This is a genomic window from Kitasatospora sp. NPDC048407 (genome assembly GCF_043200475.1).
Lineage (GTDB): Bacteria > Actinomycetota > Actinomycetes > Streptomycetales > Streptomycetaceae > Kitasatospora.
The window spans coordinates 148,030-169,327 of record NZ_JBICXW010000011.1 but is presented as its reverse complement, the minus strand read 5'-3'; the positions used below and the strand labels follow the sequence as shown (position 1 = coordinate 169,327).

Here is a 21,298-nt window from a genome sequence, read left to right as displayed (position 1 = left end):
GATGTACATCACCAGAGTCCAGCTCAGGAACGTGAAGGGCTTCACCGGGAAGCGCGCCGTGGACCTGCCGCTGGCGGGCGGCAGCGGCTGGACCGTCCTGGCCGGACGCAACGGCTCGGGCAAGTCCACCGTGCTCCAGGCGATCGCCCTGGCCGTGAGCGGCCCGAGCGTCGCCCAGGCCCTGGTGCCGGACTTCACCGGGTGGGTGACCACCGGGGCCAGGCAGGGGGCGGTGGACATCGAGGTGACCCACAAATCGCCGCTGGACAGTTTCGCGGGAGCAGGCAAGACCCCGCAGGGACCCATCTCGCTGGGACTGCGCTGGACACCTCCGCCCGCCGATGCCGATCACCCCGCCCGCCCCGCCCTGAGCGCCTTCCCCAGCACGACGAAGAGCGGCTCCCGGGGGCCCTGGGCGGAGAACTCGTTCGGCTGGTTCTGCGCCGGCTACGGCCCGTTCCGGCGACTCACCGGTGGGTCCAGCGAGGCCCAGCGCCTGATGATCAATCAGGGGCCTCGAGGTCGCCTGGCCACGCTGTTCCACGAGGACGCCTCGCTGGCCGAAGGCGTGGCCTGGCTCATCGACCTTCGGCTGCGGGCGTACGAGGAGGAGGACCGGCCGGGCGGAGCGGCGGCACTGCTCGCAAAGGTGCTCGGCCTGCTCCAGGACGGGCTGCTGCCGGACCAGTACCAGATCCAGCGGGTGACGGCCGACGGGCTGTGGGTCCGCGAGCACGGCCGGAACGAACGGGGCTTCCCGCTGCGGGAGATGAGCGACGGCTATCGAACGGTGGTGGCGCTGGTGCTCGACATCGTGCGCCAACTCCACAGCACCTACGGCACCCTGCTCTCCCAGCCGATCCCCGGCGGAGGCATCGCGGTCCACCTGCCCGGCGTGGTGCTGATCGACGAAGTGGACGCGCACCTCCACGTCACCTGGCAGCGCAAGATCGGCGACTGGCTGCGGCAGCACTTCCCGGCGATCCAGTTCATCGTCACCAGCCACAGCCCCTACATCTGCCAGGCCGCCGACCCGGGCAGCCTGATCCGCCTCCCGGGCGTCGACGAGCAGCAGCCCGCAGCGGTCGTCGACGACGACCTCTACCACCGGGTCGTCTACGGCAGCGGCGACGACGCCGTGCTCTCGGAGCTGTTCGGCCTGGAGACGCCCTACTCGAACCGCGCCGAACGGCAACGCCGGCGGCTGGTCGCCCTGGAACGCAAGGTGTACGCCGAAACGGCCTCCGCCGAGGAGATCGCCGAGTACCAGGAACTCGGCGAGCGGCTCACGAGCTCACTGAGCAGCAGGGTGGCCGAGGTGTCCGCCAGGCTGGAGCCGGACCGGTGATCCCGCTCCCCCGCACACCCCTGCCGGCCGACTCCGCGCAGTTGCTGACCAAGTGGACCGGACGCGTGGCGGCGGCCGGCGGCGACTCGAAAACGGCCCGCGACCACTGGAAGCGGGCCGCGGCACCCAAGCAGCACATTCACCGAACCCTGGAACCGATGGCCCGCGGCAACCTCCGGTGCATGTACTGCGACGACAGCCGGGGCACCGGCATCGATCACTTCCAGCCGATCGACAGCGCCCCGCTGCGGGCGTTCGACTGGCCGAACCACCTCTTCGCCTGCTCCTTCTGCAACAGCAACGCCAAGCGGGACGCGTACCCGGTCGACACAGACGGCACCTGCCTGTTGATCGACCCGACCGCCGAGGACCCCGCCGACCACCTGGTGCTGTTCCTGAGGAGCGGCGAGTACGAACCGGTCGTCGGGTCCAGGAAAGGCCGGCGCACGATCGAGGTGTTCGGCCTCAACCGGGGCGACCTGGTCAAGGGCCGCCTGGACGCCTTCCACCGCGCCTGCTCCAACATCCGCGACTGGTTCACCCTGGTCCAGGACGGCGACCCGCACGCGGACGAGGTGGCGCGGGCCCTGCTGGACTCCCCGTTCGTCGATGTCGTCCACGCGATGACCGGGCTGAAGCCGACGCTGGCACCGACCGTCGTCGGGCAGCGGACGGTGCCCGCGCTCGACGCCTGGCGGCTGGCGCACCGCCTCTGACTCGGTGTTCGAGTCAGGGCGCCGCCGGGAGCTCGTCGCAGATCGCGTCCAGGGCCTCCTCGTCCACCGCGCGCACGGCCAGCCACGCCCCCTCCTGAATCATCAGCAGGGCGTCCAGACGCGCGAAGAACCGGGTGTCCACACCGGGTGCGTGCACGCGCGGCAACTCCGTCCAGCCGGTCAGGTCGTTCGGGTCGACCTCGGCCCCGTCCACGAACGCGCTGTCGTCGAACAGCGGCTCGGCCAGCAGGATGCCCAGGCACTCGGCGGAGAAGCCGGCCGTCCACGGGGTGAGCTCCACCTGCACGGACGGTGCGACGTCCGGCCAGGCGACGGTCGGCGGGTCGTCCTGGTCGAGGGCGGCGAGTGGGATGCCCCAGTAGGCGCAGGACTGGTTCTCCACGCGATAGACCAGGCAGTCCTGGTCGAGGTAGAGCTTGTCCGGTGGCAGCAGGGTGTCCTGGTTGCTGGTCAGGTCGGGCCGGTTGCCGATCAGCCGGTACGCCTCGCGCAGCGCGGCGGGCAGGCGCAGCCCCAACCGGGCCTCCGCGGCGTCGAGTTCGGCATCGGTGCAGCCGCTGTCCGGGATCAGCGGGGCACCCCAGAAGGCGGCCAGGTCGGCGATCAGCCGCCACGCGGCGGCGCGGTCGGCGAGGGCGGCGGGCAGGTCACGGGCAAGGTCCAGCGTCATGCCTCGCACGCTAGCGGCCCCCACGGACAGGGTTCGGCTTCCGGTGGCCGACCGTTCACCGCCTGGGCAACCGGTGTACGCAAGCGCGGACTTGGCTGAGCAGCCCCGCGAAGTTGTCTGTACAACCGGAGGCTGCTCCCATGTCCGTCCCCAACCCCTACTGGCTGCGCGACAACTGTCTGTGCACCGAGTGCCGCAACCCGCGCAGCGGGCAGAAGCGGTTCCAGATCGGCGACCTGCCGGACGACCTGACCGCCAGCGAGGCGCACCGGGACGAAACGGGGCTGCACGTGCTCTGGTCCGACGGCCACCGCTCGCACTACCCGACTGGCTGGGACGCGCCCGAGGACGCGGCCGGCGACCACCGCACCGAGCACGGCAAGCGCCTGTGGGAGGCCGCCGACTTCGCCCGCGGCCTGCCCGAGGCCGACTGGTCGAGCTACCTGTCCGACCCGGAGGAGAGGATCGCCGTCCTCTCCGCCGTCCGCCGCTCCGGCTTCGCGGTGCTCCGCGGCGTCCCGGTGGAGGAGCGTCAAGTCCTCGCCGTGGCACGGACGTTCGGGTATGTGCGGGACACCAACTACGGCGAGCTGTTCGACGTCCGGGTGGAGCCCGACGCGGTGAACTTCGCGTTCACCGACGCCGCCATCGCCCCGCACACCGACAACCCGTACCGCGACCCCGTCCCCACCCTCCAGCTGCTGCACTGCCTGCGCAACGAGGCCGCCGGCGGCGACTCGGGCCTGGTGGACGGCTTCCGCGCCGCCGCGCTGCTGCGCGAGGAGGACCCGAAGGCGTTCGCGCTGCTCGCCCGCACCCCGGTGCCGTTCCGCTACCGGGACCGCACCGCCGACCTGGCCGCCGAGCTGCCGATGATCGGGCTCGACCCGCGCGGCGCGATCCGCGAGATCCGCTTCAACAACCGCTCCATCGACACCCTGCGGACGCTCGACGGCGCGGAACTCGACGCCTTCTACGCCGCGTACCGCCGCTTCGCGGCGATCACCCTCCGCCCGGAACTCCGGCTCGAGTTCCGGCTCGGCCCGGGCGACTGCCTGATCTTCGACAACACCCGCCTGCTGCACGCCCGCACCGCCTTCGAACAGGCCGGCGGCCGCCACCTCCAGGGCTGCTACGCCGACCTCGACTCGCTCTCCTCGACCCTCTCCGTGCTGCGCCGCAACGTCGCCGCGCTCGACGAGCTGGAGGCCCTGTTCGCGGGCGAGGGTGCCGGCGAGTACCTCGGCGAGGCCGTCACCATGGCCGAACACATGCTCCAGGCGGGCCAGTTGGCCCGGACGGCCGGCGCCCCGCCCGCGCTGGTGGCCGCCGCGCTGCTCCACGACATCGGCCACTTCCACGGCAGCGGCCTGAAGCTGATGGCCGGCACCGACAATCGCCACGGCGACACCGCCGCCGGCTGGCTCTCCCGGTACTTCCCCACCGCCGTCACCGAGCCCGTCCGCCTGCACGTCCCCGCCAAGCGCTACCTCTGCACCGCCGAACCCGACTACTTCGCCAAGCTCTCCCCCGCCTCCGTCCACACCCTCGGCCTCCAGGGCGGCCCGATGACCCCCACCGAGGCCGAGGAGTTCGCCGCCGGCCCGTTCGCCACCGCCGCCGTGACCGTCCGCCGCTGGGACGAGGCCGCGAAGGACCCTGCGGTCGGCACCCCGGCGTTCGCCGAATTCCGGCCGCTGCTCCTGGAGTTGATGAGCTGACACGCCGGTGTCAACCCTGACCATCGTCAGGGGTGCCGGTTGACTTTCGGGCCGGGCCACACGGGCACCCCGGCTCGTACCGTCCGGACCATGACGTACACGCACAGGAAATCCGGGACGGGGGCCAGGCCCGTCCTCGCCGCGGCCGTGCTCAGCGCGGGGGCCGCGGCGGTGGCGCTGCTGGCACCGGAACAGGGCGGCGGAACGGAACCGGCGCGGTGGTCGGCCGACGGTTACCGCCGGGTGGCGGAGGCCATCGGCGACGCCCCGCACACGGTGGCCGCGCTGCTGGAGCCGGCCACCGAGGCCGGGCTGCTGGTGCTGGGGCTGCTGCTGACCTACTGCTGGTGGACGGCCCGGGCCCGCCGGGCCGCCGAGGTGGTCGCGGGGGTGGCGCTGGTCGGGCTCGGCACGGTGCTGGCCTACGGGACGAGCGAGGTGCTGAAGGTGCTCCTCGACGAGGAGCGGCCCTGCCGGGCACTGTCCGGGCTGCCCGGCACGGCGGTCGGCGACTGCCCGCCGCCCGGCGACTGGTCGTTCCCCAGCAACCACGCCACCCTGGCGGTCGCGCTGGCGACGGGGCTGGTGCTACTGCGCCCGCGCTGGGCGCTGCTGGCCGTCCCCGTCGGCGGGGCCACGGCCGCGCTGCGGGTGGCGGCGGGGGTGCACTACCCGCACGACGTGCTCGCCGGCGCCGCGCTCGGCGGAACGGTCACGGCGGCCGTGGTCCTCGCCCTGCGGCCGGCGGCCACCCGCGCCGTGTCGGCCCTGACCGGGGTGCCGGTGCTCGGGTGGCTGCTGTCCGCCCCGCCCGCCTCATTCCCGCGGACCGCCCGCGCAGTTCGCGCCGAGGGTCAGCCCGGCCTCGTGCGCGAGGACGGCGGCCGCCGCCCGGTTGGCCACCCCCAACCGCCCCAGGATGGAGCTCACATGGGCCTTCACGGTGCCTTCGACCACGCCCAGCCGGCGGGCGATCCGGCCGTTGGACAGTCCGGCCGCGATCAGCGTCAGCACGTCCCGTTCCCGGGCGGTCAGGGCGGCCACCTGTTCCCGGGCCCCGGCACGCCGGTCGGCGGGGCCACCGGCCCCGGTGGCGGCCAGGTGGGCGACCACCCGGGCGGCCACCTTGGGTGAGAGGTAGGCCGCCCCGGCGGCCACCGCGTGCACCCCGGCGAGCAGTTCCTCGGGCTCGCCGGACTTGATCAGGAAGCCGTTCGCGCCCCCGCTGAGCGCGCGCAGGATGTAGTCGTCCTCGCCGAAGGTGGTCAGCATCAGCACCCCGGTGGCCAGGCCGCTGCGACGGATCTCGGCGGCGGCCGCGATGCCGTCCGTCCCCGGCATCCGGATGTCCAGCACGGCGACGTCCGGCCGGTGACGCCGGACCAGCTCGACGGCCTCCCTGCCGTCCCCGGCCTCGGCGACGATCTCGATGCCCGGGTCGGTGGTGAGCACGGCGCGCAGCCCCGCGCGGATCATCGGCTCGTCGTCGGCGAGCAGCACCCGGATCGGTGCGGGTGTCATCAGCAACTCCTGTCGGTCGTTCAGCACGTATTCAGCACGTATGGGGGATGGTCAGGAGACGAGCACGTCGCGCGAGACCAGCCGGGAGTCCTGGAAGCACAGCCGGTACGCGTCGTCCGCCCGGTCCACGAACAGCTGCGCGGTGATGGCGTAGTGCACGCACGAAACGCCCTCCCCCGACGGCGGCGCGGGAGTCGACGGCCCGCTCGGCACCTGGTACGGCAGCCGGTGGCCCGGCAGCACCCGCTCGACCGAGGCCTGGTCCTGCCCCACCTGGAGGGTGGCGTACACCTCCGGGTCCAGCACCGACAGGCTGACCACGTACAGCGTCCACACCCGCAGCGCCACGGTCAGCAGCACGGCCGTCACCAGCGGGACGAGCACCACGGCAGCCAGCGTCCGGCCGACCCTGCGCCGGGCGCGCCGCAGTTCACGCACCGGCGACGGCGGGGCGGCGGGCCCCGGCGGAACGGGCCCGGCGGGACGGCGCGGCAGCTCGGCCACCACCTCGAACCCGCCGTCCGTTCCCGGACCGTGCGCGAAGCTCCCACCCGCGAGCCGGACCCGCTCCGCCAGCCCGACCAGGCCACGCCCACCGCCCGCCGCCGGCACTCCCGGGGCGACGGGCGCCGGGCCGTTGGCCACCCTGACCCGGGCACCCTCGGACGCGTACGCCACCTCCACGGTGACGCCCGCCCCCGGGGCGTGCTTGGCCGCGTTGGTCAGCGCCTCCTGCACCACCCGGTACGCGGCGTGCTCGGTGGCGCGCGGAAACCCGTCCGGCTCACCGGTGATCTCCGAACGGACGGCCAGGCCGGCCGCGGCCGCCTCCGCCACCAGGTGCGGAATGTCCGCGTCGGCCGGCCCGCGACCCGCGTCGCCCTCGTCCCGCAGGATCCCGATCACCTCGCCCAGCCGATCGACGGCAGCGGCCGCACCCGCCCGGATCTCCTGGGCCGCCTCCCGGTGGGGCTCCGCAAGGTCGGGGGCGAGCTTCAACACCCCGGCGCGCAGAGCGATCAGGCTGAGATCGTGCCCGAGGGCGTCGTGCATGTCCTGCGCGATCCGGGCCCGCTCCCGCAACCGCGCCTGCTCGGCAACCAACTGCTGCTCCCGCTCCAGCCGCTCCGCCCGCTCCCACCCGGCCCGCACCAATTCCTGCGACTGCCGCCAGAACCGGCCCAGCAACCACGGCCCCATCCCTGTGCACACGGCGAGCACGACGAACCGCAGCCCCAACAGGATCCAGGCCGGCACCGACCCGACCACCAGCACCCCGCCCGCCACCAGCACGGCGAACACCACCACCGCCGACCGCACCCGTTCCGTCCGCAGCCCCGCCAGGAACGACAACCCGACCGCCGGCAGCACCCACCACAGGCTCGTGACACCCAGCCCGACACACCCCGCCGCCACCACCGGCAGCGCCGCCCCACTCATCCGCATGCCCACGACCCTACGGGGGCCGCCCTCACCTGCGGATCTGTCGAAAGTCATGCCCGCCGAGAACCCGCCGGCCGACATCCCGGCGTTCGCCGAATTCCGGCCGCTGCTCAGGGAGTTGACGAGCTAATGCTCCCGAGGCCGCAGCTCGAACCACACCGTCCGCCCATCCGGCCGGAGCTCGGCCCCCCATCCGTCGGCGGACCAGGCCACCATCAGGAGACCGCGATCGGCCTCCTCGTCGAGCGGATCGACTGCCGTCAGGACGGGGAGCCGGTGGTGGTCGTCGGTGACCTCGACCAGCAGGCGATCGGTGTGCACCAGCCGCACCCCGACAGGTACTGTCGCCACCAGCACGGCGTCGGTGATCAGTTCACCGGCCAGCAGTTCGGCGAGGTCGAGGTCGATCTCCACGCCCCACTCGGCGATCCGGTCCCGGACGAACCGCCGGGCGGCCCGCACCTCCTGCTCCCACGGCACCAGTAGGTAGTGCGCCACCCGCTCCGCGGGGATGCCGTCGAGCCCCACCACCAGGAGGGCGAGGTCGTCCCGGCGGGCCGTCGCGGACAGTTCGTCCAGCAGGTCCGCGCAGACCTGGCCGGGTGTGGACTCCGGCCCGATCAGGTCGGCGCAGCGGTCGGCGAACTCCCCGAACCCGTCGTAGTCGTGCACCGGGAGCAGGCTGTCGGAGCCGAGCACCAGCATGGCTCCGTCCGGGACGTCCACCGTGATGGCCTCGAACGGCAGCCCCCCGGTCCCGACCGGAAGGTTGGAGGGCACGGCGAGCCACTCGACGCTGCCGTCGGGGTGGCGCAGCAGCGGGGGCGCGTGGCCGGCCGAGGCCATCTCGCAGCGCCGGGCGATCGGGTCGTACACCAGGTAGAGGCAGGTCGCCAGCTGGGCGACACCGAGCCGCAGGACCAAGTCGTCCAGGTGCCGCAGCAGTTGTGCGGGCGGTACGTCGAGCAGGGCGAAGGCCTGCACCCCCGCGCGGAGCCGGCTCATCGTCTGGGCGGCCTCCAGACCGTGGCCCATCACATCGCCGACCACCAGGGCGACCCGCTGGCCGGCCAGTTGGATGACGTCGAACCAGTCGCCGCCCACCCCGGCCTTGCGGTCGCCGGGCAGGTAGCGGTGTGCGGTCCGGACACCGGCGATCCTGGGCGGGTCGAGCGGGATCATCGAACGCTGCAGGGCCTCCGCCAGCCGCGCCTCCGCCTGGTGCAGCCGCGCACTGTCCAGCAGGAGCGCCCCGCGCTCGGCGAGTCCGCGCAGCAGCGGAACGTCGGCGGACTCGAACGGCACCCGGCTGGACATCCGCAACAGTTGCAGCACCCCGAACACCCGCCCCCGAACCGTCAGCGGGAGGGCCAGCACCGACGATTCCGGGCCGGGTTCGTGACCCTCGTCCACCAGCGTGAGGACGGGTTCGCCGCCCTGCAGGGCGCGGCCGAGAGGGGTGCTGGGCCCGATGCTCAGTACCGCGCCCATCCGCGGCGACAGCCCGAGCAGGCCGTCGCTGTCCCCGGCGTGACCGGCCAGCTGAAACCTGCTGTTCCGCCACGGCAGTTCGTCCTCCGGGTGGGAGCCGAAGACGAACTCGGTCCGCAGATAGACCGAGGCCAGGTCGGCCCAGCCCGGCACGAACACCTCGCACAGCTCGGTGGTCGTGGTGTCCAGGTCCACGGTGGTGCCAACCCTGCGGCCGAACTCCCGCGTCAGCACCGCCGCCGGCGACTCCAGCTCCGCCCGGTACCTGAACTCCCGCTCGTGGCGCGCCCGTTGCGTGGCCAGCGCGGCCTCTGCCGCCAGCAGCCGGGCCTCCAGGCGGACGCACTGCTCCTCCGCGTCGTGGCGCAGCGACTGGGCCCGCGCCAGCTCCGCCCGCAGCAGGTCCAACTCCCGTTTCAGCGACCGCAGTTCCTCCCGGGCGTGCTCGGTGTCCGGCCCGTCCGCCCACCGCTCCAGCTCGCCCGCCCCGTAACGCGCCGCGGCCCGGTCCGCCTCCAGCTGCCGGTAGCGCTGTTCGGCCTGCTGCGCCTGCGCCTCCGTCGCCTTCAGCGAGGCCAGCAGGTGCCGTTCCCGCACGTCCGCCAACTGCAACTCGCGTTCCGCGGCGCCCAGTCGGTCGCGCAGTTCCTCGACCTCGTGCCGGGAGGCGTTGCGCACCCGCAACGCCTCCATCCGCAGCCGGTGGACGTGCTCCTGCACCTCGGAAGTGACCGACTCCCCCGTGGTCTCGGCGATTTGACGCAGCAGCTCGTCCACGAAGTCCTTCGGAGCGATCCGCACCCCGCTGAAGTACCGCGAGACAGTGCCCTTGTCGTAGTTGCAGCGCGCCGCGTAGCGGGTGAGTGAGGTCCGCAGGGCCTGGAACAGCTGCCCCAGGAAGGCCGTGAAGGCAGCGACTTCCGGCTCGCCGCCCTGCGGTTCGAGCGTCATGGGCTCCCCTCCCCGGCCGTTGCCGGGAAGTGGCAACCCGTTGCGCCTGGTGCAACCCTCGGCCTGCGTCGAAGACTAGGAGAAACCCTCAACCCCCCGCAGCGAAAGGCGCATTGATGTTCACCGCAGTCGTCCGACAGCTGGCCGCCTGCCAGCGCGCAGTGGTCGTGGCCCTGGCCCTGCTTCCCATGATCCTGGTGACCGTGGCCTGCCTGCCCGCCGTCCTGCTCCTACCCGCCTTCCCGGGCGGAATACGCCGCCTCACGGCCCTGCTCACCCTGCTCCGCCGCTGGACGGACACCGTCCTGTCCCGAAGCTAGTGCCGGTGGTCCGTCCGGCCGTCAGGGACGGTCGGTTCAGGAGGCGTTGATGCTGTGCAGGATGTCCGTCCCGGCCGCCTGCCGGGCGGGCCAGAGGCCGGCGATGGTGCCCACCGCGCCGGCGGTGACCAGGAACAGGAGCAGGTCACCGAACGGCAGCACGGTGCTGATGCCGGGCAGTGGGACGGACAGGGTGCTGACCGCGGCCTTGGCCAGGTAGCTGCCGAGGGCCATGCCGACCACGGCGCCGAAGACCGAGACGACCGCCGATTCGAGTCGGACCATCCGCTTGATGCCGGCCCGGTCCAGGCCGAGTGCGCGCAGCAGGCCGATCTCGCGCTTTCGTTCGAAGACGGACATCGCCATGGTGTTGACCACGCCGAGGGCCGCGACCAGCACGGACATGCCGAGCATGACGTACAGGAGGCTCATCGTGGCGTTCACGGTGGAGCTGTAGTCGTCCGCCATGGCCTGCTTGTCGCGGATCACGATCACCGGGTTGTTCCCGGTGGCGGTGGCGATGGCCTGCTTGAGTTCCCGGGTCGGCCCGTTGGCGCCCTTGACCAGTGCCTGGACGATGAAGGGCTGCGGGTTGTGCGCGGCGATCACGGAGTTGGCGAGCAGGACCGGGGAGAGCAGCTGGTTGTTCTCGAAGACGCCGCCGACGGTCAGCGCGCTCTCCGTCCCGTCGGGGTTGCTCATCTTGACGGTCGAGCCGGCCTCGAGGCCCTCGCTCTTCGCCAGGCCGGCGTCGATCAGCAGCTGGCCCTGCTTCAGGGTGTCGGCGGAGCCGGCCGTCATGGACAGCTTGACCAACTGGTCGAAGGTGTCCGCGTCCAGGCCCTCGACGGTGTGCGGGTTGCCGTTCACCTTGGCGTTCATCGAGGTGACGGCGCTGACCGAGGTCGCGCCCGGCACCTTGGCGATGTCCGCGGGGATCTGGGCGGACAGTCCTCGGCCGTTGGTCACGGCGACGGCGAGGTCGGCCTTGACCGCGCCGTCCACGGATCGGGCGGTCACGTCGGTCACCGAGGCGCCGACCACGGTCATCGCGGTGACCAGGGTGAGGCCGATGGCGATCGCGCCGGCGGTGGCCGCGGTGCGGCGCGGGCTGCGTACCGCGTTCAGTGCGGCCAGCTTGCCGGGGGTGCCGAACAGCCGGACCAGGACCGGGCGGGCCAGGCCGATCGCCGGACGGGAGAGCAGCGGCAGCAGGATCAGGATCCCGATCGCGGCGAGCGGCGCACCCGGCCGGATGAACTGCTGCTTGCTGTGGTCGGACACGATGCCGAGCGTGATCAGCCCGAGGCCGAGGGCGGTGATCACCGCGCCGACGCTGTTGCGGATCAGCAGGCTCTTCGGGGTGGCCGGCCGGTCGCCGCTGCTCATCGCGGCCACTGGCGCGATTCGGGAGGCCCGGACGGCGGGCAGCAGGGCGGAGACCACGGTGACCAGCACGCCGACGGCGAGCACGGTGACGGTGGTGCCCGGTGAGACGACCAGCGAGCCGGTGGGCATGCCCCGGTTGACCGACTTCAGGCCCCACTGGAGGCCGGCGCCGACGCCGATGCCGACCAGCAGGCCGCCCGCCGCGGAGACCAGGCCGATCAGCGCGGCCTCGGCCAGCACCGACCCGGTGACCTGGGACCGGGCGGCACCGATCGCGCGCAGCAGCGCCAGTTCCTTGGTCCGCTGGGCGATCAGCATGGTGAAGGTGTTGGCGATGATGAAGATGCCGACGAAGAGCGAAACCGCGGCGAAAGTGAGGAGGACCTGCTCCAGGCTGTGGGTGCGGCGGGAGATCATCTCGGACTGGGCGGTCCGCAGCTGCTCGGCGGTCTGCACGGTGAACCGCTTGCTGTACGCCACCACCGGCGTGATCTGCTCGCGCAGCGCCTGGGCGGAGACGCCGGGCTCGGCGGTGACCTCGATGCTGCTGTACTGGCCGGGCGTCAGCAGCGCCTGCTGCGCGGAGGCGGTGTCCAGCAGGGTCAGTGAGCCGCCGCCGGCGACCATCGGGTCGGTGGTGGTGAAGATTCCGGTCAGCCGGGTGTCCACGGCCGGGCCGTTGGTGGCGATCCGCACGGTGTCGCCGACCTGGTAACCGCCGGACTCGGCGGTCTTCCGGTCGAGGGCGATCTCGCCGGTGGCGCGCGGGCCGCGGCCCTGGACCATCGGGTAGCGCGGGTCGTTGCCGGAGGCGTCCGGCACGAAGTTCGCGGACCTGGCGCTCCACGCCGGGCCGATCAGCTTGTTCTGCTTGTCGGCGACGCCCGTGAAGTCACTGACCACCGCCCGGGTCTTCGCCACCCCGGGGAGCGCCGCGACCTTGGCGACGGTCTCCTCGTTCAGCTGGGCGGGGCTCCGCGGGCCCCGGAAGCCGCCGGCGGCGTTCGCGGCGGGGTCGGTGACCATCACCGACAGGTCGTCGAAGCTCCGTGAGTAGCTGTTCCTGGTGGCCTGGTCGATGGTGTCGGAGAAGACCATGCTGCCGGCCACGAAGGCGGTCCCGAGCATGATGGCCAGCGCCGTCATCAGCAGTCGGCCCTTGTGGGCCAGCAGATTGCGCAGTGCGGTGCGGTACATGGGAGCTCTGTCCTGACCGAGGCGGGCGGCCGGGAAGCGGCCCGGACGGCGACAACTCCATCTTGCGGCTCCGGACCTGACGGCACGTCAGTCCACTGACGTAGCCGTGCGGGCGTACGCGGCAGCGTCCGGTCCACCCCCGGAACGACGCCCCGGGGGGTGAGCCCACAGCCACCCGGAACACGACAGTCGCCGCGACGCGTGCGAGCGGCCGCGCCACCAGCGCGAGGCGCCAGCGCCCGCGCCAGGACGAGGCCGCCGCGCCGGCTCGCTAGGGCAGCGCCGCCGTCAGGTCGATCTCCACCAACTGCCCGCGGTAGCCCAGCGCGGCGACGCCGAGCAGCGTGCTGGCGGTGGCGAACGCGGGGGCGAGCGGGCCGTCCTGCAGGTGCTTCCAGGCGGCCCCGAGCTCCTCGCTCCGGTCGCTGACGACGTAGATCACCGAGCGGACCACCCGCTCGGGGCCGACGCCGGCGGCGGCCAGGGCGACGAGCGAGTTGGCCACCACCTGGTCGATCTGGGCGAACAGGTCGCCCTCCCCGACCACAAGCTCGTCGCGGTCGAGCGGGCACTGCCCGGCCAGGTGCGCGGTGCGGCCGGTCTCGGTGATGGTGATGTGGGCGTAGCCGGCGGTGGGGTGGAGTTCGACGGGGCTGATGCGGGTGATGTCGGTCATCCGCCGATAGTGCCCCGCGAGCGGAGCCGCGGGCACCCGAATATCAGTCGTTCTCCCGCGCGTGCCGCGAAAGTGCCGACGAGGCAAGGGAGTTGTGGATGGAGAAGGCCACCGTCCCGGGCAGGTACCGGTCCTGCGACCATTCGACCGGCGTGCCGGTCGGGTCCGTGGTGCGGCGCTTCTCGCGCAGCAGCGGGCTGCCCCGCCGGCAGCCGAGCAGCCGGGCGTCGTCGGCGTTGGCGCCGACCACGTCGATGGTGTGGTCGGCGTCACTGAACAGGATGCCGTGTTCGCGCAGCGGTTCGGTGTGCGAGACGGCGTCGGGGGGCAGTTGGGCGACGAGTTCGCCGACCCGGGGCGGGTAGACGGTGCGTTCGACCATGACGGGGGTACCGGAGAGGGTGCGCAGGCGGAGCATCGCGTAGACCTCGGTGCCGGGTTCGAGGCGCAGTTGTTCGCGTTCGGCGGCGTCGGCGGGGCGGCGGACGATGGATTCCAGTCGGCCGCCGGGTTCTTCGCCCATGGAGCGGGCCCAGTGGGTGAAGGAGAGCAGTTCGGAGAAGGACTGCACGCGGGCGCTGCCGAGGACGACCCGGCGGGTGCCGCGGCGGGAGGTGACCAGTCCGTCGGCGCGCAGCAGGGCGAGGGCCTGCCGGACGGTGCCGCGGGAGACGCCGTACTGCTCGGCGAGGGCGCCCTCCGCCGGCAGTCGTCCGGCGTCGCCGAACGAGCCGGAGGTGATCGCTTCGCGCAGGTCGGCGGCCACCTTGCGGTAGAGCGAGCCGGCGGCGCTGTCCTGGTCGGATGCCACGTGCGTCGATTTCCCTTGCCTGGTAAGGAGATTGGGCCGTGTCCGCGCTGTGATCGCGCGTACACCATTGACTGTAACCGCTGTCACCGCACCGTCCGGCGCCGGGCGCGACCGTTCCGACAGCCGCCCCCTGCACTGGGCCGTCCGTTCACTTTCCCGTCACCGGCCTCGGGCGTACTTACCTCGGGCGACGGAAGTTGGCTGGCCAACTTGGCCAGGACCCGACACGTGTCACTACCCGACACATCCCGCGCCGCGCACCGAACACCTCTCGTGATCTCTGCAGCTCCACTTCCTTCAGGAGACCCTCCCGTGACCGTGCACCGCCACCGCGCCGCCGCCCTCGCGGCCGTGCTGACCGCTGCCGCGCTCTCCCTCTCCGCCTGCGGCTCCGCCGGCCAGGCCGCCAAGTCCGGTGACGCCAAGGGCGGTTCGGGCAACGCCAAGACCGCCACCTCGCTGGCCGACTTCGGCGGCATGGACGGTCTGGTGGCCGCCGCGAAGAAGGAGGGCAAGCTGCACGTCATCACCCTCCCGCGCGACTGGGCCAACTACGGCAAGCTGATGGACGACTTCAAGGCGAAGTACGGCATCGAGATCGAGGACGAGAACCCGGACGGCTCCAGCCAGGACGAGATCAACGCGGTCAAGTCCCGCAAGGGCCAGGACCGCGCGCCCGACACCCTGGACCTGGGTTCGGCGTTCGCGCTGTCCGCCGCCAAGGAGGGCATCCTCGCCCCGTACAAGGTCGCGTCGTTCGACAAGATCCCGGACACCATGAAGGACGCGGCCGGCCTGCGGGTCAACGACTACGGCGGCTACGTCTCGATCGGTTGCGACGCCAAGAAGGTCGCCAACTGCCCGAAGACCTTCGCCGACCTGCTCAAGCCCGAGTACAAGGGCCAGGTCGCGCTCAACGGCAACCCGACCAAGTCCGGTTCGGCGTTCGGCGGCGTGTACGCGGCGGCGCTGGCCAACGGCGGTTCGCTGGACAACGTCCAGCCCGGCATCGACTTCTTCGCCAAGCTGAAGCAGTCCGGCAACTTCAACCCGGTCGAGTCCACCCCGGCGACCGTCGAGAAGGGCGAGACCCCGATCTCGATCGACTGGTCGTACCTCAACGCCGGCTACACCGACGAGTTCAAGGGCAAGGGCGTCGACTGGCAGGTGTCGATCCCCTCGGACGGCTCCTACGCCCAGTTCTACAACCAGGCCATCAACAAGGACGCCCCGCACCCGGCGGCCGCCCGCCTGTGGATGGAGTACCTGTACTCCGCCGAGGGCCAGAACGGCTTCATGGGCGGCTACGCCACCCCGGCGCTGTTCGACGCGATGAAGAAGGACGGCACCCTGGACGCCGCCGCGGCGGCCAAGCTGCCGGTCGTCGAGAAGCCGTTCACCACCTTCCCCAGCTCGGAGCAGATCGACGCGGCCAAGAAGGTCGTGACCGAGAACTGGGCCAAGGCGATCGCGGGCTGATCACCGACATGACCACGGCTCCCACCCCGGTGCCGGCCCCGGCCGCCGCTGACCTCAGCGGCGGCCCGGTGGCCACCGACACCGCCACGACCTCCCCCGCCCCCACCCCGCTGAACTCCACCCCTGGGGCCGCCGGACGCCGCCTGCTGCGCGGCAAGTCCTGGCTGGCCACCGTCCCGCTGCTGGCCTTCTTCCTGATCGGCTTCGGCCTGCCGGCCGTCGCCATCGTCACGGGAGCGTTCACCGTCTCCAGCGACGCGGAGACCGGCGCGGGCTCGTTCACCACCGCGAACCTCACCGACTCGGTGCAGGGCGCCTACTGGACGGCGCTGGTCTCCAGCGTGAAGCTGTCCGCGCTCACCGCCCTGATCGCCACCGCGGTCGGCGTGCCGATCGCCCAGGCGGTGCTCACCTCCCGCTTCCGGGTGCTGCGCGAAGCGGTGCTGACCGCCTCCGGCGTGCTCGCCAACTTCGGCGGCCTGCCGCTGGCGTTCGCCTTCGTCGCCACCCTCGGCAACGCCGGCGAGCTGACCAAGATGTTCCACCTGACCGACCACGGCTGGTCGCTGTACAGCTTCACCGGCCTGACGGTCGCCTACCTGTACTTCCTGGTGCCGCTGATGGTGCTCACCATCACCCCCGCGCTGGAGGGCCTGCGGGTCCAGTGGCGCGAGGCCGCCCAGAACAACCGGGCCACCAGCCTCCAGTACTGGCGGCACGTCGCCCTGCCGATCCTGTTCCCGTCGCTGCTCGGCGGTTTCGTGCTGCTGTTCGGCTCGGCGTTCGCCGCGTACGCCACCGCCGCCGCGATGGTCGGCGCCACCGTGCCGCTGATCAGCCGCCAGATCGCCGACGCGCTGTCCGGCAACGTGCTGACCGGCCAGGGCAACCTGGCGCTGGCGCTCAGCCTGGACATGATCACCGTCGCCGTCCTGGTGATGGCCGTCTACCTGCCCCTCCAGCGCCGGAGTGCCCGATGGCTCAGCTGATCTCCCGTCTGCGGGTCTGGCGCGGGGCGGTCCTGCTGCTGGCCGGCCTGTACTTCCTGATCCCGATGGCCGCGTCGGTGTGGTTCTCCATCGACAACCGGGGCGGCATCACCTTCGACGCCTACACCGGCCTGCTGTCCGCCCCCGGCTTCACCGACAGCCTGCTGCTCACCCTGGAGCTCGCCGCCGTCACCGTGGTGGTGCTGCTGCTCCTGCTGGTGCCCGCGATGATCGCCGTCCGGCTCGGCTCGCCGAAACTCCGCCCGGTGCTCGAAATCGTCTGCACCCTGCCGCTGGTGGTGCCGCCCGTCGCGCTGACCGCCGGCCTGATCGGCGTGCTCCGCTGGGGCCCGGACTACCTGATGGAAACCCCGTTCTTCCAGACCTTCGTGTTCATCCAGCAGCCGGAGTTCCCGCTGGTCCTGGTGATCGCGTACGTGCTGATGGCGCTCCCGCTGGCCTACCGCGCCCTGGACTCCGGCCTGCGCGCCGTGGACGTCCGCACCCTGGTCGAGGCCGCCCGGAACTGCGGCGCGAGCTGGCCGCGGGCCGTCGTCCAGGTGATCCTGCCGAACCTGCGCGGCGCGCTGCTGAACGCCTCCTTCCTCACCCTGGCCATGGTCCTCGGCGAGTTCACCACCGCCTCGATCCTCGGCTACCAGCCCTTCGCCGTGTGGATCTACTCGGTCGGCAACAGCCAGGGCCAGATGTCCGTCGCGGTGTCCGTGCTCAGCTTGCTGATCACCTGGGTGCTGCTGCTCCTGCTGGCCGCCGCCGGCCGCGAGCGCCGCCACAAGACCGCCACCGCCTCCTGAGCCTCCCCGGAGACCACCACCCATGAGCACCGCCACCGCCGCCCCCACCGCAGCCACCGGCACCAGCGCCACCGTCGAATTCCGCTCGCTGCGGCGGCAGTTCGGCGCCACCACCGCCCTCGACGGCCTCGACCTCACGGTCAACCCGGGCGAACTCCTCGCCCTGCTCGGCCCGTCCGGCTGCGGCAAGACCACCGCGCTGCGCATCCTCGCCGGGTTCGAGACCCACGACTCCGGCGAGGTCCTGGTCGACGGCGAGGACATCACCCGGATCCCCGCCCACAAGCGCGACGCCGGCATGGTGTTCCAGTCCTACAGCCTCTTCCCGCACCTCACCGCCGCCGACAACGTCGCCTTCGGCCTCCGCATGCGCGGCGCCGCCAAGGCCGAACGCCGCAAGCGCGCCCACGAGTTGCTCGAACTCGTCGGCCTGCCGCAGCGCGCCGACCACTACCCGCACCAGATGTCCGGCGGCCAGCAGCAGCGCATCGCCCTCGCCCGCGCGCTCGCCCTCCAGCCGCGCGTCCTGCTCCTGGACGAGCCGCTGTCCGCCCTCGACGCCAAGGTCCGCCTCTCGCTGCGCGAGGAGATCCGCCGCCTCCAGCAGGAACTCGGCATCACCACCCTGTTCGTGACCCACGACCAGGAAGAGGCCCTCTCGATGGCCGACCGGGTCGCCGTCCTGCGCGCCGGCCGGCTCGAGCAGTGCGCGACGCCCTCCGAGCTGTACTCCCGGCCGGCCACCGCGTTCGTCGCCGAGTTCGTCGGCACCATGAGCCGCATCCCGTGCGTGCGCACCGCCGACGGCCAGGTCGAGGTGCTCGGCCGCCGCCACCCCGTCGACGGCACCCTCCCCGCCGACGGCGACCTGCACGTCCTGGTCCGCCCCGAGAACGTCCAGCTCACCCCCGCGACGGACGGCCCCGCCCAGGTCATCGCCGCCTCCTTCCTCGGCGCCGTCACCCGCCTCACCGTCCGCCTCCCCGACGGCACCGAAATCAAGTCCGACCTCCCCACCGAAACCGCCGCCACCCTCCCCCTCGGCACCCACGCCACCCTCACCCTCCCCACCCGCCCCGTCCTCGTCGACCGGGCGTCCTGACGCCCCGCCGGGGAATCGCTGCCCTCCGGGCAGGAAGCCCAGCACTCCGAAGTCCCGCACCGCGAATGTCAGCGCCGCTGAAATCCCGCGCCCCGCAGGGGCGCGGGGAACTGCGCGAGACGGAAGGCAACGAGCCGCAGCCGCCCGCCGACACCCACTTACCGCACCGCGTCGCCCCGCACCGCGTCACGTCGCGTTGCCCGATGAGCCACGTAAGGTACCGCCATGCCTGCAACCCACCCCGCCGCCGTCCTGTTCGACATGGACGGCACCCTGGTCGACACCGAGCACCTCTGGTGGCAGGCCGCGGCCGAACTCGCCGCCGAGCTCGACCTCACCCTCACCGACGCCGACCTGCCGGACGTCCTGGGCCAGGCCGTCGAGCACACCGCCGCCCACCTGCACCGCACCAGCCGCACCGCCCGCGCCGAGTCCGACCTCGTCGAGCACCTGAACAACACCTTCGCCGCCAAGGTCGAGGCCGAGATCGTGCCCCGCCCGGGCGCCCTCGCCCTGCTCGCCGCGCTCCAGGAGGCCCGGATCCCGGCCGCCCTGGTCTCCGCGTCCCCGCGCCGCGTCGTCGATCTCGTGCTGAGCGCTCTCGGCCCACACTGGTTCGCCACCACTCTCGCCGCCGAGGACACCCCCCGCACCAAGCCCGCCCCGGACCCGTACCTGGCCGCCGCCGAGCGTCTCGGCCTTGACCCGGCCGCCTGCGTCGCCGTCGAGGACACCCCGACCGGTGTCGCCTCCGCGCACGCCGCCGGCTGCGCCGTCCTCGCGGTGCCGTCCACCGTCCCGATCCCGGCCGGCGACGGCATCACCGTGCTGGACAGCCTGGAGCGCGCAGACCTCGCGCTCCTCGGTTCCCTCACCGCCGCCCCTGCGTCCTGATGCCGTATCTGCTGCTCGCCCTCGCGATAGCCAGCGAGGTCTGCGCCACCAGCCTGCTCAAGCTCACCGACGGCTTCTCCCGCCTGTGGCCGAGCCTCGCGGTCGCCGCCGGCTACGTGCTGTCGTTCTACCTGCTGGGCCGCGCCCTCAAGCACATACCGGTCTCCGTCGCGTACGCGGTCTGGTCCGGCGCGGGCACGGCCGCCGTCGCGGCCATCGGCGCCACCTTCTTCGGCGAGTCGCTGGGCCGTCTCCAGTGGTGCGGCATCGCCCTGGTGATCGTCGGCGTGATCCTGCTCAACCTGCGTTCCAGCCACTGACCGCCGCACCACCGCTCCCCGAGCACCCCCGCACCACCCGACCGACCCGCGGTCCACCCGCTGACCTGCAAAGAAACCGAGTTGACCGCCCCGCCGTCACTCGGCCAGCATCCCCTCATGCCCCTGCAAGCCACCCTCGCCCGCGCCGGCGCCGATCCGGCTGCCGGCCGCGTCCCGATGGCCCGGCAGCGGCTGCGCAGCCTGATCGCGAACCACCCGACCGACCTGCGGTCCACCCTCTGACCTGCAAAGAAACCGAGTTGACCACCCCGCCGCCACTCGGCCAGCATCCCCTCATGCCCCTGCAAGCCACCCTCGCCCGCGCCGGCGCCGATCCGGCTGCCGGCCGCGTCCCGATGGCCCGGCAACGGCTGCGCAGCCTGATCGCGGACCACCCGACCGACCTGACGGCGCGCCACCGGCCGGCCGCCGTGTACCGCCTGTACGGCGAGCCGGCCGAGGCGGGGGCGCTGGAACTTCCTGGACGAGTCCGCCGACCCGGCGGAGACCGCGGCGGTCGAGGCCCGCCACCCGGATCCGCCGCGCCGGACGATCGCCCTCTGCCGGCGCGCCCCCGAGGACCACGCCCCGACCGGGACGGCCCGCGCCCGCCTTGCCGCCCTCCGCGAGCCCGCCCTTCGCGAGTCCCCCCTCCGCGAGCCCGCCCTCCGCGAGTCCGTCCTCGGCGGCGACGGCGGCCCAGTCACCTGGACCGACCTGTACATCGCCCGGAGGACCGGGTCCCCGGGCCCGAACCCCGCGGCTTCCTGCTCCCCACCTGCCTGATCACCGCCGCCGCCCTCCTCTCCCTGGCCGTGATCGGCACGATCACCACCGTCCTCCGGTTCCTGTGAAAGCGTCCACCAAATGACCGAATCCACCCTGGCCAGAGCCGAGAAGGACGCCCGCGAGGGCCGCCCCGGCCTGGCCCGCCAACGTCTGCTCGGCCTGCTGACGAGCCGCCCGACCGACCTGGCGCTCCGCCGCCGCCTCGCCGAGCACTACCGCCGGATCGGCCACCTCGACGAGTCGGGCCGGTGGAGCTACCTGGACGAATCGCTCACCACGGACGAACTCCTCGCCTTCGAACGCCGCTTCCGCGCCCCGTCCCGCCGGCTGGCCGTCCTGCGCTGGCCCGATCCCACGCACAACCCGCCGCCGACCCCGCTCGCCCGCCGCCGACTCGCCGCCCTCCACCACCAGGCCACCGGCACCCCACCCACCTGGCCCGACCACCCGGACGACGCGGCGACGACGAACCCGTGCCCGATCCCACCCCAGCCCCAACAACAGCCGCCGCAGCCCGAGTTCGCGCCGCCCCCGCCCGGAATGCCGATGCACGTCGCCGCCTTCCGCCTGACGCTGCTCGTCGCCGCCGGCACGGCCCTGATCGCGCTGGTCCTGCACCAACTCGGTTGACCAGC

The 21,298-nt window shown here is 72.6% G+C and carries 20 protein-coding genes and 1 pseudogene; 14 read left to right on the top strand and 7 right to left on the bottom strand.

Going from position 1 to position 21,298, the window contains the following annotated elements:
* The first annotated feature begins 1 nt into the window (after position 1).
* Together ACGFWJ_RS21485 and ACGFWJ_RS21480 are read left to right on the top strand one after the other, a co-directional pair.
* Entirely contained in the window at positions 2–1,348 is a 1,347-nt protein-coding gene (locus ACGFWJ_RS21485; protein ID WP_392951867.1) for an AAA family ATPase, read from the top strand.
* Entirely contained in the window at positions 1,345–2,064 is a 720-nt protein-coding gene (locus tag ACGFWJ_RS21480) for a hypothetical protein (RefSeq protein ID WP_392951865.1), read from the top strand. The genes ACGFWJ_RS21485 and ACGFWJ_RS21480 overlap by 4 nt, the downstream gene beginning before the upstream one ends.
* 13 nt (positions 2,065–2,077) lie before the next feature.
* On the opposite strand, the gene ACGFWJ_RS21475 is transcribed toward ACGFWJ_RS21480, so the two are convergent.
* Entirely contained in the window at positions 2,078–2,755 is a 678-nt protein-coding gene (locus ACGFWJ_RS21475; protein ID WP_392951863.1) for an SMI1/KNR4 family protein, read from the bottom strand.
* Positions 2,756–2,895: 140 nt separating this feature from the next.
* Between ACGFWJ_RS21475 and ACGFWJ_RS21470 the strand changes: the two genes are divergently transcribed.
* Together ACGFWJ_RS21470 and ACGFWJ_RS21465 are read left to right on the top strand one after the other, a co-directional pair.
* Positions 2,896–4,476: a TauD/TfdA family dioxygenase gene (locus ACGFWJ_RS21470; protein ID WP_392951861.1), complete on the top strand. Its 1,581-nt coding sequence runs from the start codon at positions 2,896–2,898 to the stop codon at positions 4,474–4,476.
* A 90-nt stretch (positions 4,477–4,566) separates the two neighbouring features.
* Positions 4,567–5,151: pseudogene (locus ACGFWJ_RS21465) on the top strand (phosphatase PAP2 family protein); the annotation flags it as partial.
* Between the two features lie 141 nt (positions 5,152–5,292).
* Here the strand turns inward: ACGFWJ_RS21465 and ACGFWJ_RS21460 are convergent.
* From ACGFWJ_RS21460 to ACGFWJ_RS21450, 3 genes are all read right to left on the bottom strand, one after another.
* A complete protein-coding gene (locus ACGFWJ_RS21460; RefSeq protein WP_392951858.1) occupies positions 5,293–5,997 on the bottom strand; it encodes a response regulator in 705 nt (234 codons plus the stop codon).
* A 51-nt stretch (positions 5,998–6,048) separates the two neighbouring features.
* A complete protein-coding gene (locus tag ACGFWJ_RS21455) occupies positions 6,049–7,443 on the bottom strand; it encodes a sensor histidine kinase (protein WP_392951856.1) in 1,395 nt (464 codons plus the stop codon).
* A 123-nt stretch (positions 7,444–7,566) separates the two neighbouring features.
* On the bottom strand, positions 7,567–9,882 hold the full coding sequence (locus ACGFWJ_RS21450) for a SpoIIE family protein phosphatase (protein WP_392951854.1): 2,316 nt from the start codon (positions 9,880–9,882) through the stop codon (positions 7,567–7,569).
* Positions 9,883–9,998: 116 nt separating this feature from the next.
* Here ACGFWJ_RS21450 and ACGFWJ_RS21445 point away from each other — a divergent pair, with 116 nt between their 5' ends.
* The gene (locus ACGFWJ_RS21445; RefSeq protein ID WP_387646310.1) at positions 9,999–10,202 is read left to right on the top strand and encodes a hypothetical protein; all 204 of its coding nucleotides are present in this window, start codon (positions 9,999–10,001) and stop codon (positions 10,200–10,202) included.
* A gap of 36 nt (positions 10,203–10,238) precedes the next feature.
* On the opposite strand, the gene ACGFWJ_RS21440 is transcribed toward ACGFWJ_RS21445, so the two are convergent.
* The 3 genes from ACGFWJ_RS21440 to ACGFWJ_RS21430 form a co-directional block, all read right to left on the bottom strand.
* Complete coding sequence (locus ACGFWJ_RS21440) at positions 10,239–12,788, bottom strand: ABC transporter permease (protein ID WP_392951851.1); 2,550 nt, start codon at positions 12,786–12,788, stop codon at positions 10,239–10,241.
* A gap of 271 nt (positions 12,789–13,059) precedes the next feature.
* On the bottom strand, positions 13,060–13,464 hold the full coding sequence (locus ACGFWJ_RS21435; RefSeq protein ID WP_392951848.1) for a RidA family protein: 405 nt from the start codon (positions 13,462–13,464) through the stop codon (positions 13,060–13,062).
* Positions 13,465–13,507: 43 nt separating this feature from the next.
* Complete coding sequence (locus tag ACGFWJ_RS21430) at positions 13,508–14,275, bottom strand: GntR family transcriptional regulator (protein WP_387646318.1); 768 nt, start codon at positions 14,273–14,275, stop codon at positions 13,508–13,510.
* 312 nt (positions 14,276–14,587) lie between these two features.
* Here ACGFWJ_RS21430 and ACGFWJ_RS21425 point away from each other — a divergent pair, with 312 nt between their 5' ends.
* From ACGFWJ_RS21425 to ACGFWJ_RS21385, 9 genes are all read left to right on the top strand, one after another.
* Positions 14,588–15,754, top strand: coding sequence for an ABC transporter substrate-binding protein (locus ACGFWJ_RS21425; protein ID WP_392951845.1), 1,167 nt, complete (start codon positions 14,588–14,590; stop codon positions 15,752–15,754).
* An 8-nt stretch (positions 15,755–15,762) separates the two neighbouring features.
* Positions 15,763–16,743 (top strand): ABC transporter permease, encoded by a 981-nt coding sequence (locus ACGFWJ_RS21420; protein ID WP_392951843.1) that lies wholly within the window; start codon positions 15,763–15,765, stop codon positions 16,741–16,743.
* A complete protein-coding gene (locus ACGFWJ_RS21415) occupies positions 16,731–17,558 on the top strand; it encodes an ABC transporter permease (RefSeq protein WP_387646325.1) in 828 nt (275 codons plus the stop codon). The genes ACGFWJ_RS21420 and ACGFWJ_RS21415 overlap by 13 nt, the downstream gene beginning before the upstream one ends.
* A 22-nt stretch (positions 17,559–17,580) precedes the next feature.
* Positions 17,581–18,660, top strand: coding sequence for an ABC transporter ATP-binding protein (locus ACGFWJ_RS21410; protein WP_387646327.1), 1,080 nt, complete (start codon positions 17,581–17,583; stop codon positions 18,658–18,660).
* Positions 18,661–18,885: 225 nt separating this feature from the next.
* Positions 18,886–19,554 carry an HAD family hydrolase gene (locus tag ACGFWJ_RS21405; RefSeq protein WP_392951838.1) on the top strand — a complete coding sequence of 223 codons (669 nt, stop codon included), beginning with the start codon at positions 18,886–18,888 and terminating at the stop codon, positions 19,552–19,554.
* Positions 19,554–19,874: a DMT family transporter gene (locus tag ACGFWJ_RS21400; RefSeq protein ID WP_392951835.1), complete on the top strand. Its 321-nt coding sequence runs from the start codon at positions 19,554–19,556 to the stop codon at positions 19,872–19,874. The genes ACGFWJ_RS21405 and ACGFWJ_RS21400 overlap by 1 nt, the downstream gene beginning before the upstream one ends.
* A 117-nt stretch (positions 19,875–19,991) precedes the next feature.
* Positions 19,992–20,117 carry a DUF6584 family protein gene (locus ACGFWJ_RS21395; protein ID WP_392951832.1) on the top strand — a complete coding sequence of 42 codons (126 nt, stop codon included), beginning with the start codon at positions 19,992–19,994 and terminating at the stop codon, positions 20,115–20,117.
* Between the two features lie 53 nt (positions 20,118–20,170).
* The gene (locus ACGFWJ_RS21390) at positions 20,171–20,728 is read left to right on the top strand and encodes a DUF6584 family protein (RefSeq protein ID WP_392951829.1); all 558 of its coding nucleotides are present in this window, start codon (positions 20,171–20,173) and stop codon (positions 20,726–20,728) included.
* A 13-nt stretch (positions 20,729–20,741) separates the two neighbouring features.
* Positions 20,742–21,293 (top strand): DUF6584 family protein, encoded by a 552-nt coding sequence (locus tag ACGFWJ_RS21385; protein ID WP_392951827.1) that lies wholly within the window; start codon positions 20,742–20,744, stop codon positions 21,291–21,293.
* The last annotated feature ends 5 nt before the right edge of the window (positions 21,294–21,298 follow it).

What these genes read in the sequence shown, in the direction of transcription:
- ACGFWJ_RS21485 (WP_392951867.1), top strand. Translation starts at nt 2, where the DNA reads ATGTACATCACCAGAGTCCAGCTCAGGAACGTGAAGGGCTTCACCGGG.
- ACGFWJ_RS21475 (WP_392951863.1), bottom strand. Translation starts at nt 2,755, where the DNA reads ATGACGCTGGACCTTGCCCGTGACCTGCCCGCCGCCCTCGCCGACCGC.
- ACGFWJ_RS21470 (WP_392951861.1), top strand. Translation starts at nt 2,896, where the DNA reads ATGTCCGTCCCCAACCCCTACTGGCTGCGCGACAACTGTCTGTGCACC.
- ACGFWJ_RS21460 (WP_392951858.1), bottom strand. Translation starts at nt 5,997, where the DNA reads ATGACACCCGCACCGATCCGGGTGCTGCTCGCCGACGACGAGCCGATG.
- ACGFWJ_RS21455 (WP_392951856.1), bottom strand. Translation starts at nt 7,443, where the DNA reads ATGCGGATGAGTGGGGCGGCGCTGCCGGTGGTGGCGGCGGGGTGTGTC.
- ACGFWJ_RS21450 (WP_392951854.1), bottom strand. Translation starts at nt 9,882, where the DNA reads ATGACGCTCGAACCGCAGGGCGGCGAGCCGGAAGTCGCTGCCTTCACG.
- ACGFWJ_RS21445 (WP_387646310.1), top strand. Translation starts at nt 9,999, where the DNA reads ATGTTCACCGCAGTCGTCCGACAGCTGGCCGCCTGCCAGCGCGCAGTG.
- ACGFWJ_RS21440 (WP_392951851.1), bottom strand. Translation starts at nt 12,788, where the DNA reads ATGTACCGCACCGCACTGCGCAATCTGCTGGCCCACAAGGGCCGACTG.
- ACGFWJ_RS21435 (WP_392951848.1), bottom strand. Translation starts at nt 13,464, where the DNA reads ATGACCGACATCACCCGCATCAGCCCCGTCGAACTCCACCCCACCGCC.
- ACGFWJ_RS21420 (WP_392951843.1), top strand. Translation starts at nt 15,763, where the DNA reads ATGACCACGGCTCCCACCCCGGTGCCGGCCCCGGCCGCCGCTGACCTC.
- ACGFWJ_RS21415 (WP_387646325.1), top strand. Translation starts at nt 16,731, where the DNA reads ATGGCTCAGCTGATCTCCCGTCTGCGGGTCTGGCGCGGGGCGGTCCTG.
- ACGFWJ_RS21410 (WP_387646327.1), top strand. Translation starts at nt 17,581, where the DNA reads ATGAGCACCGCCACCGCCGCCCCCACCGCAGCCACCGGCACCAGCGCC.
- ACGFWJ_RS21405 (WP_392951838.1), top strand. Translation starts at nt 18,886, where the DNA reads ATGCCTGCAACCCACCCCGCCGCCGTCCTGTTCGACATGGACGGCACC.
- ACGFWJ_RS21400 (WP_392951835.1), top strand. Translation starts at nt 19,554, where the DNA reads ATGCCGTATCTGCTGCTCGCCCTCGCGATAGCCAGCGAGGTCTGCGCC.
- ACGFWJ_RS21395 (WP_392951832.1), top strand. Translation starts at nt 19,992, where the DNA reads ATGCCCCTGCAAGCCACCCTCGCCCGCGCCGGCGCCGATCCGGCTGCC.
- ACGFWJ_RS21390 (WP_392951829.1), top strand. Translation starts at nt 20,171, where the DNA reads ATGCCCCTGCAAGCCACCCTCGCCCGCGCCGGCGCCGATCCGGCTGCC.
- ACGFWJ_RS21385 (WP_392951827.1), top strand. Translation starts at nt 20,742, where the DNA reads ATGACCGAATCCACCCTGGCCAGAGCCGAGAAGGACGCCCGCGAGGGC.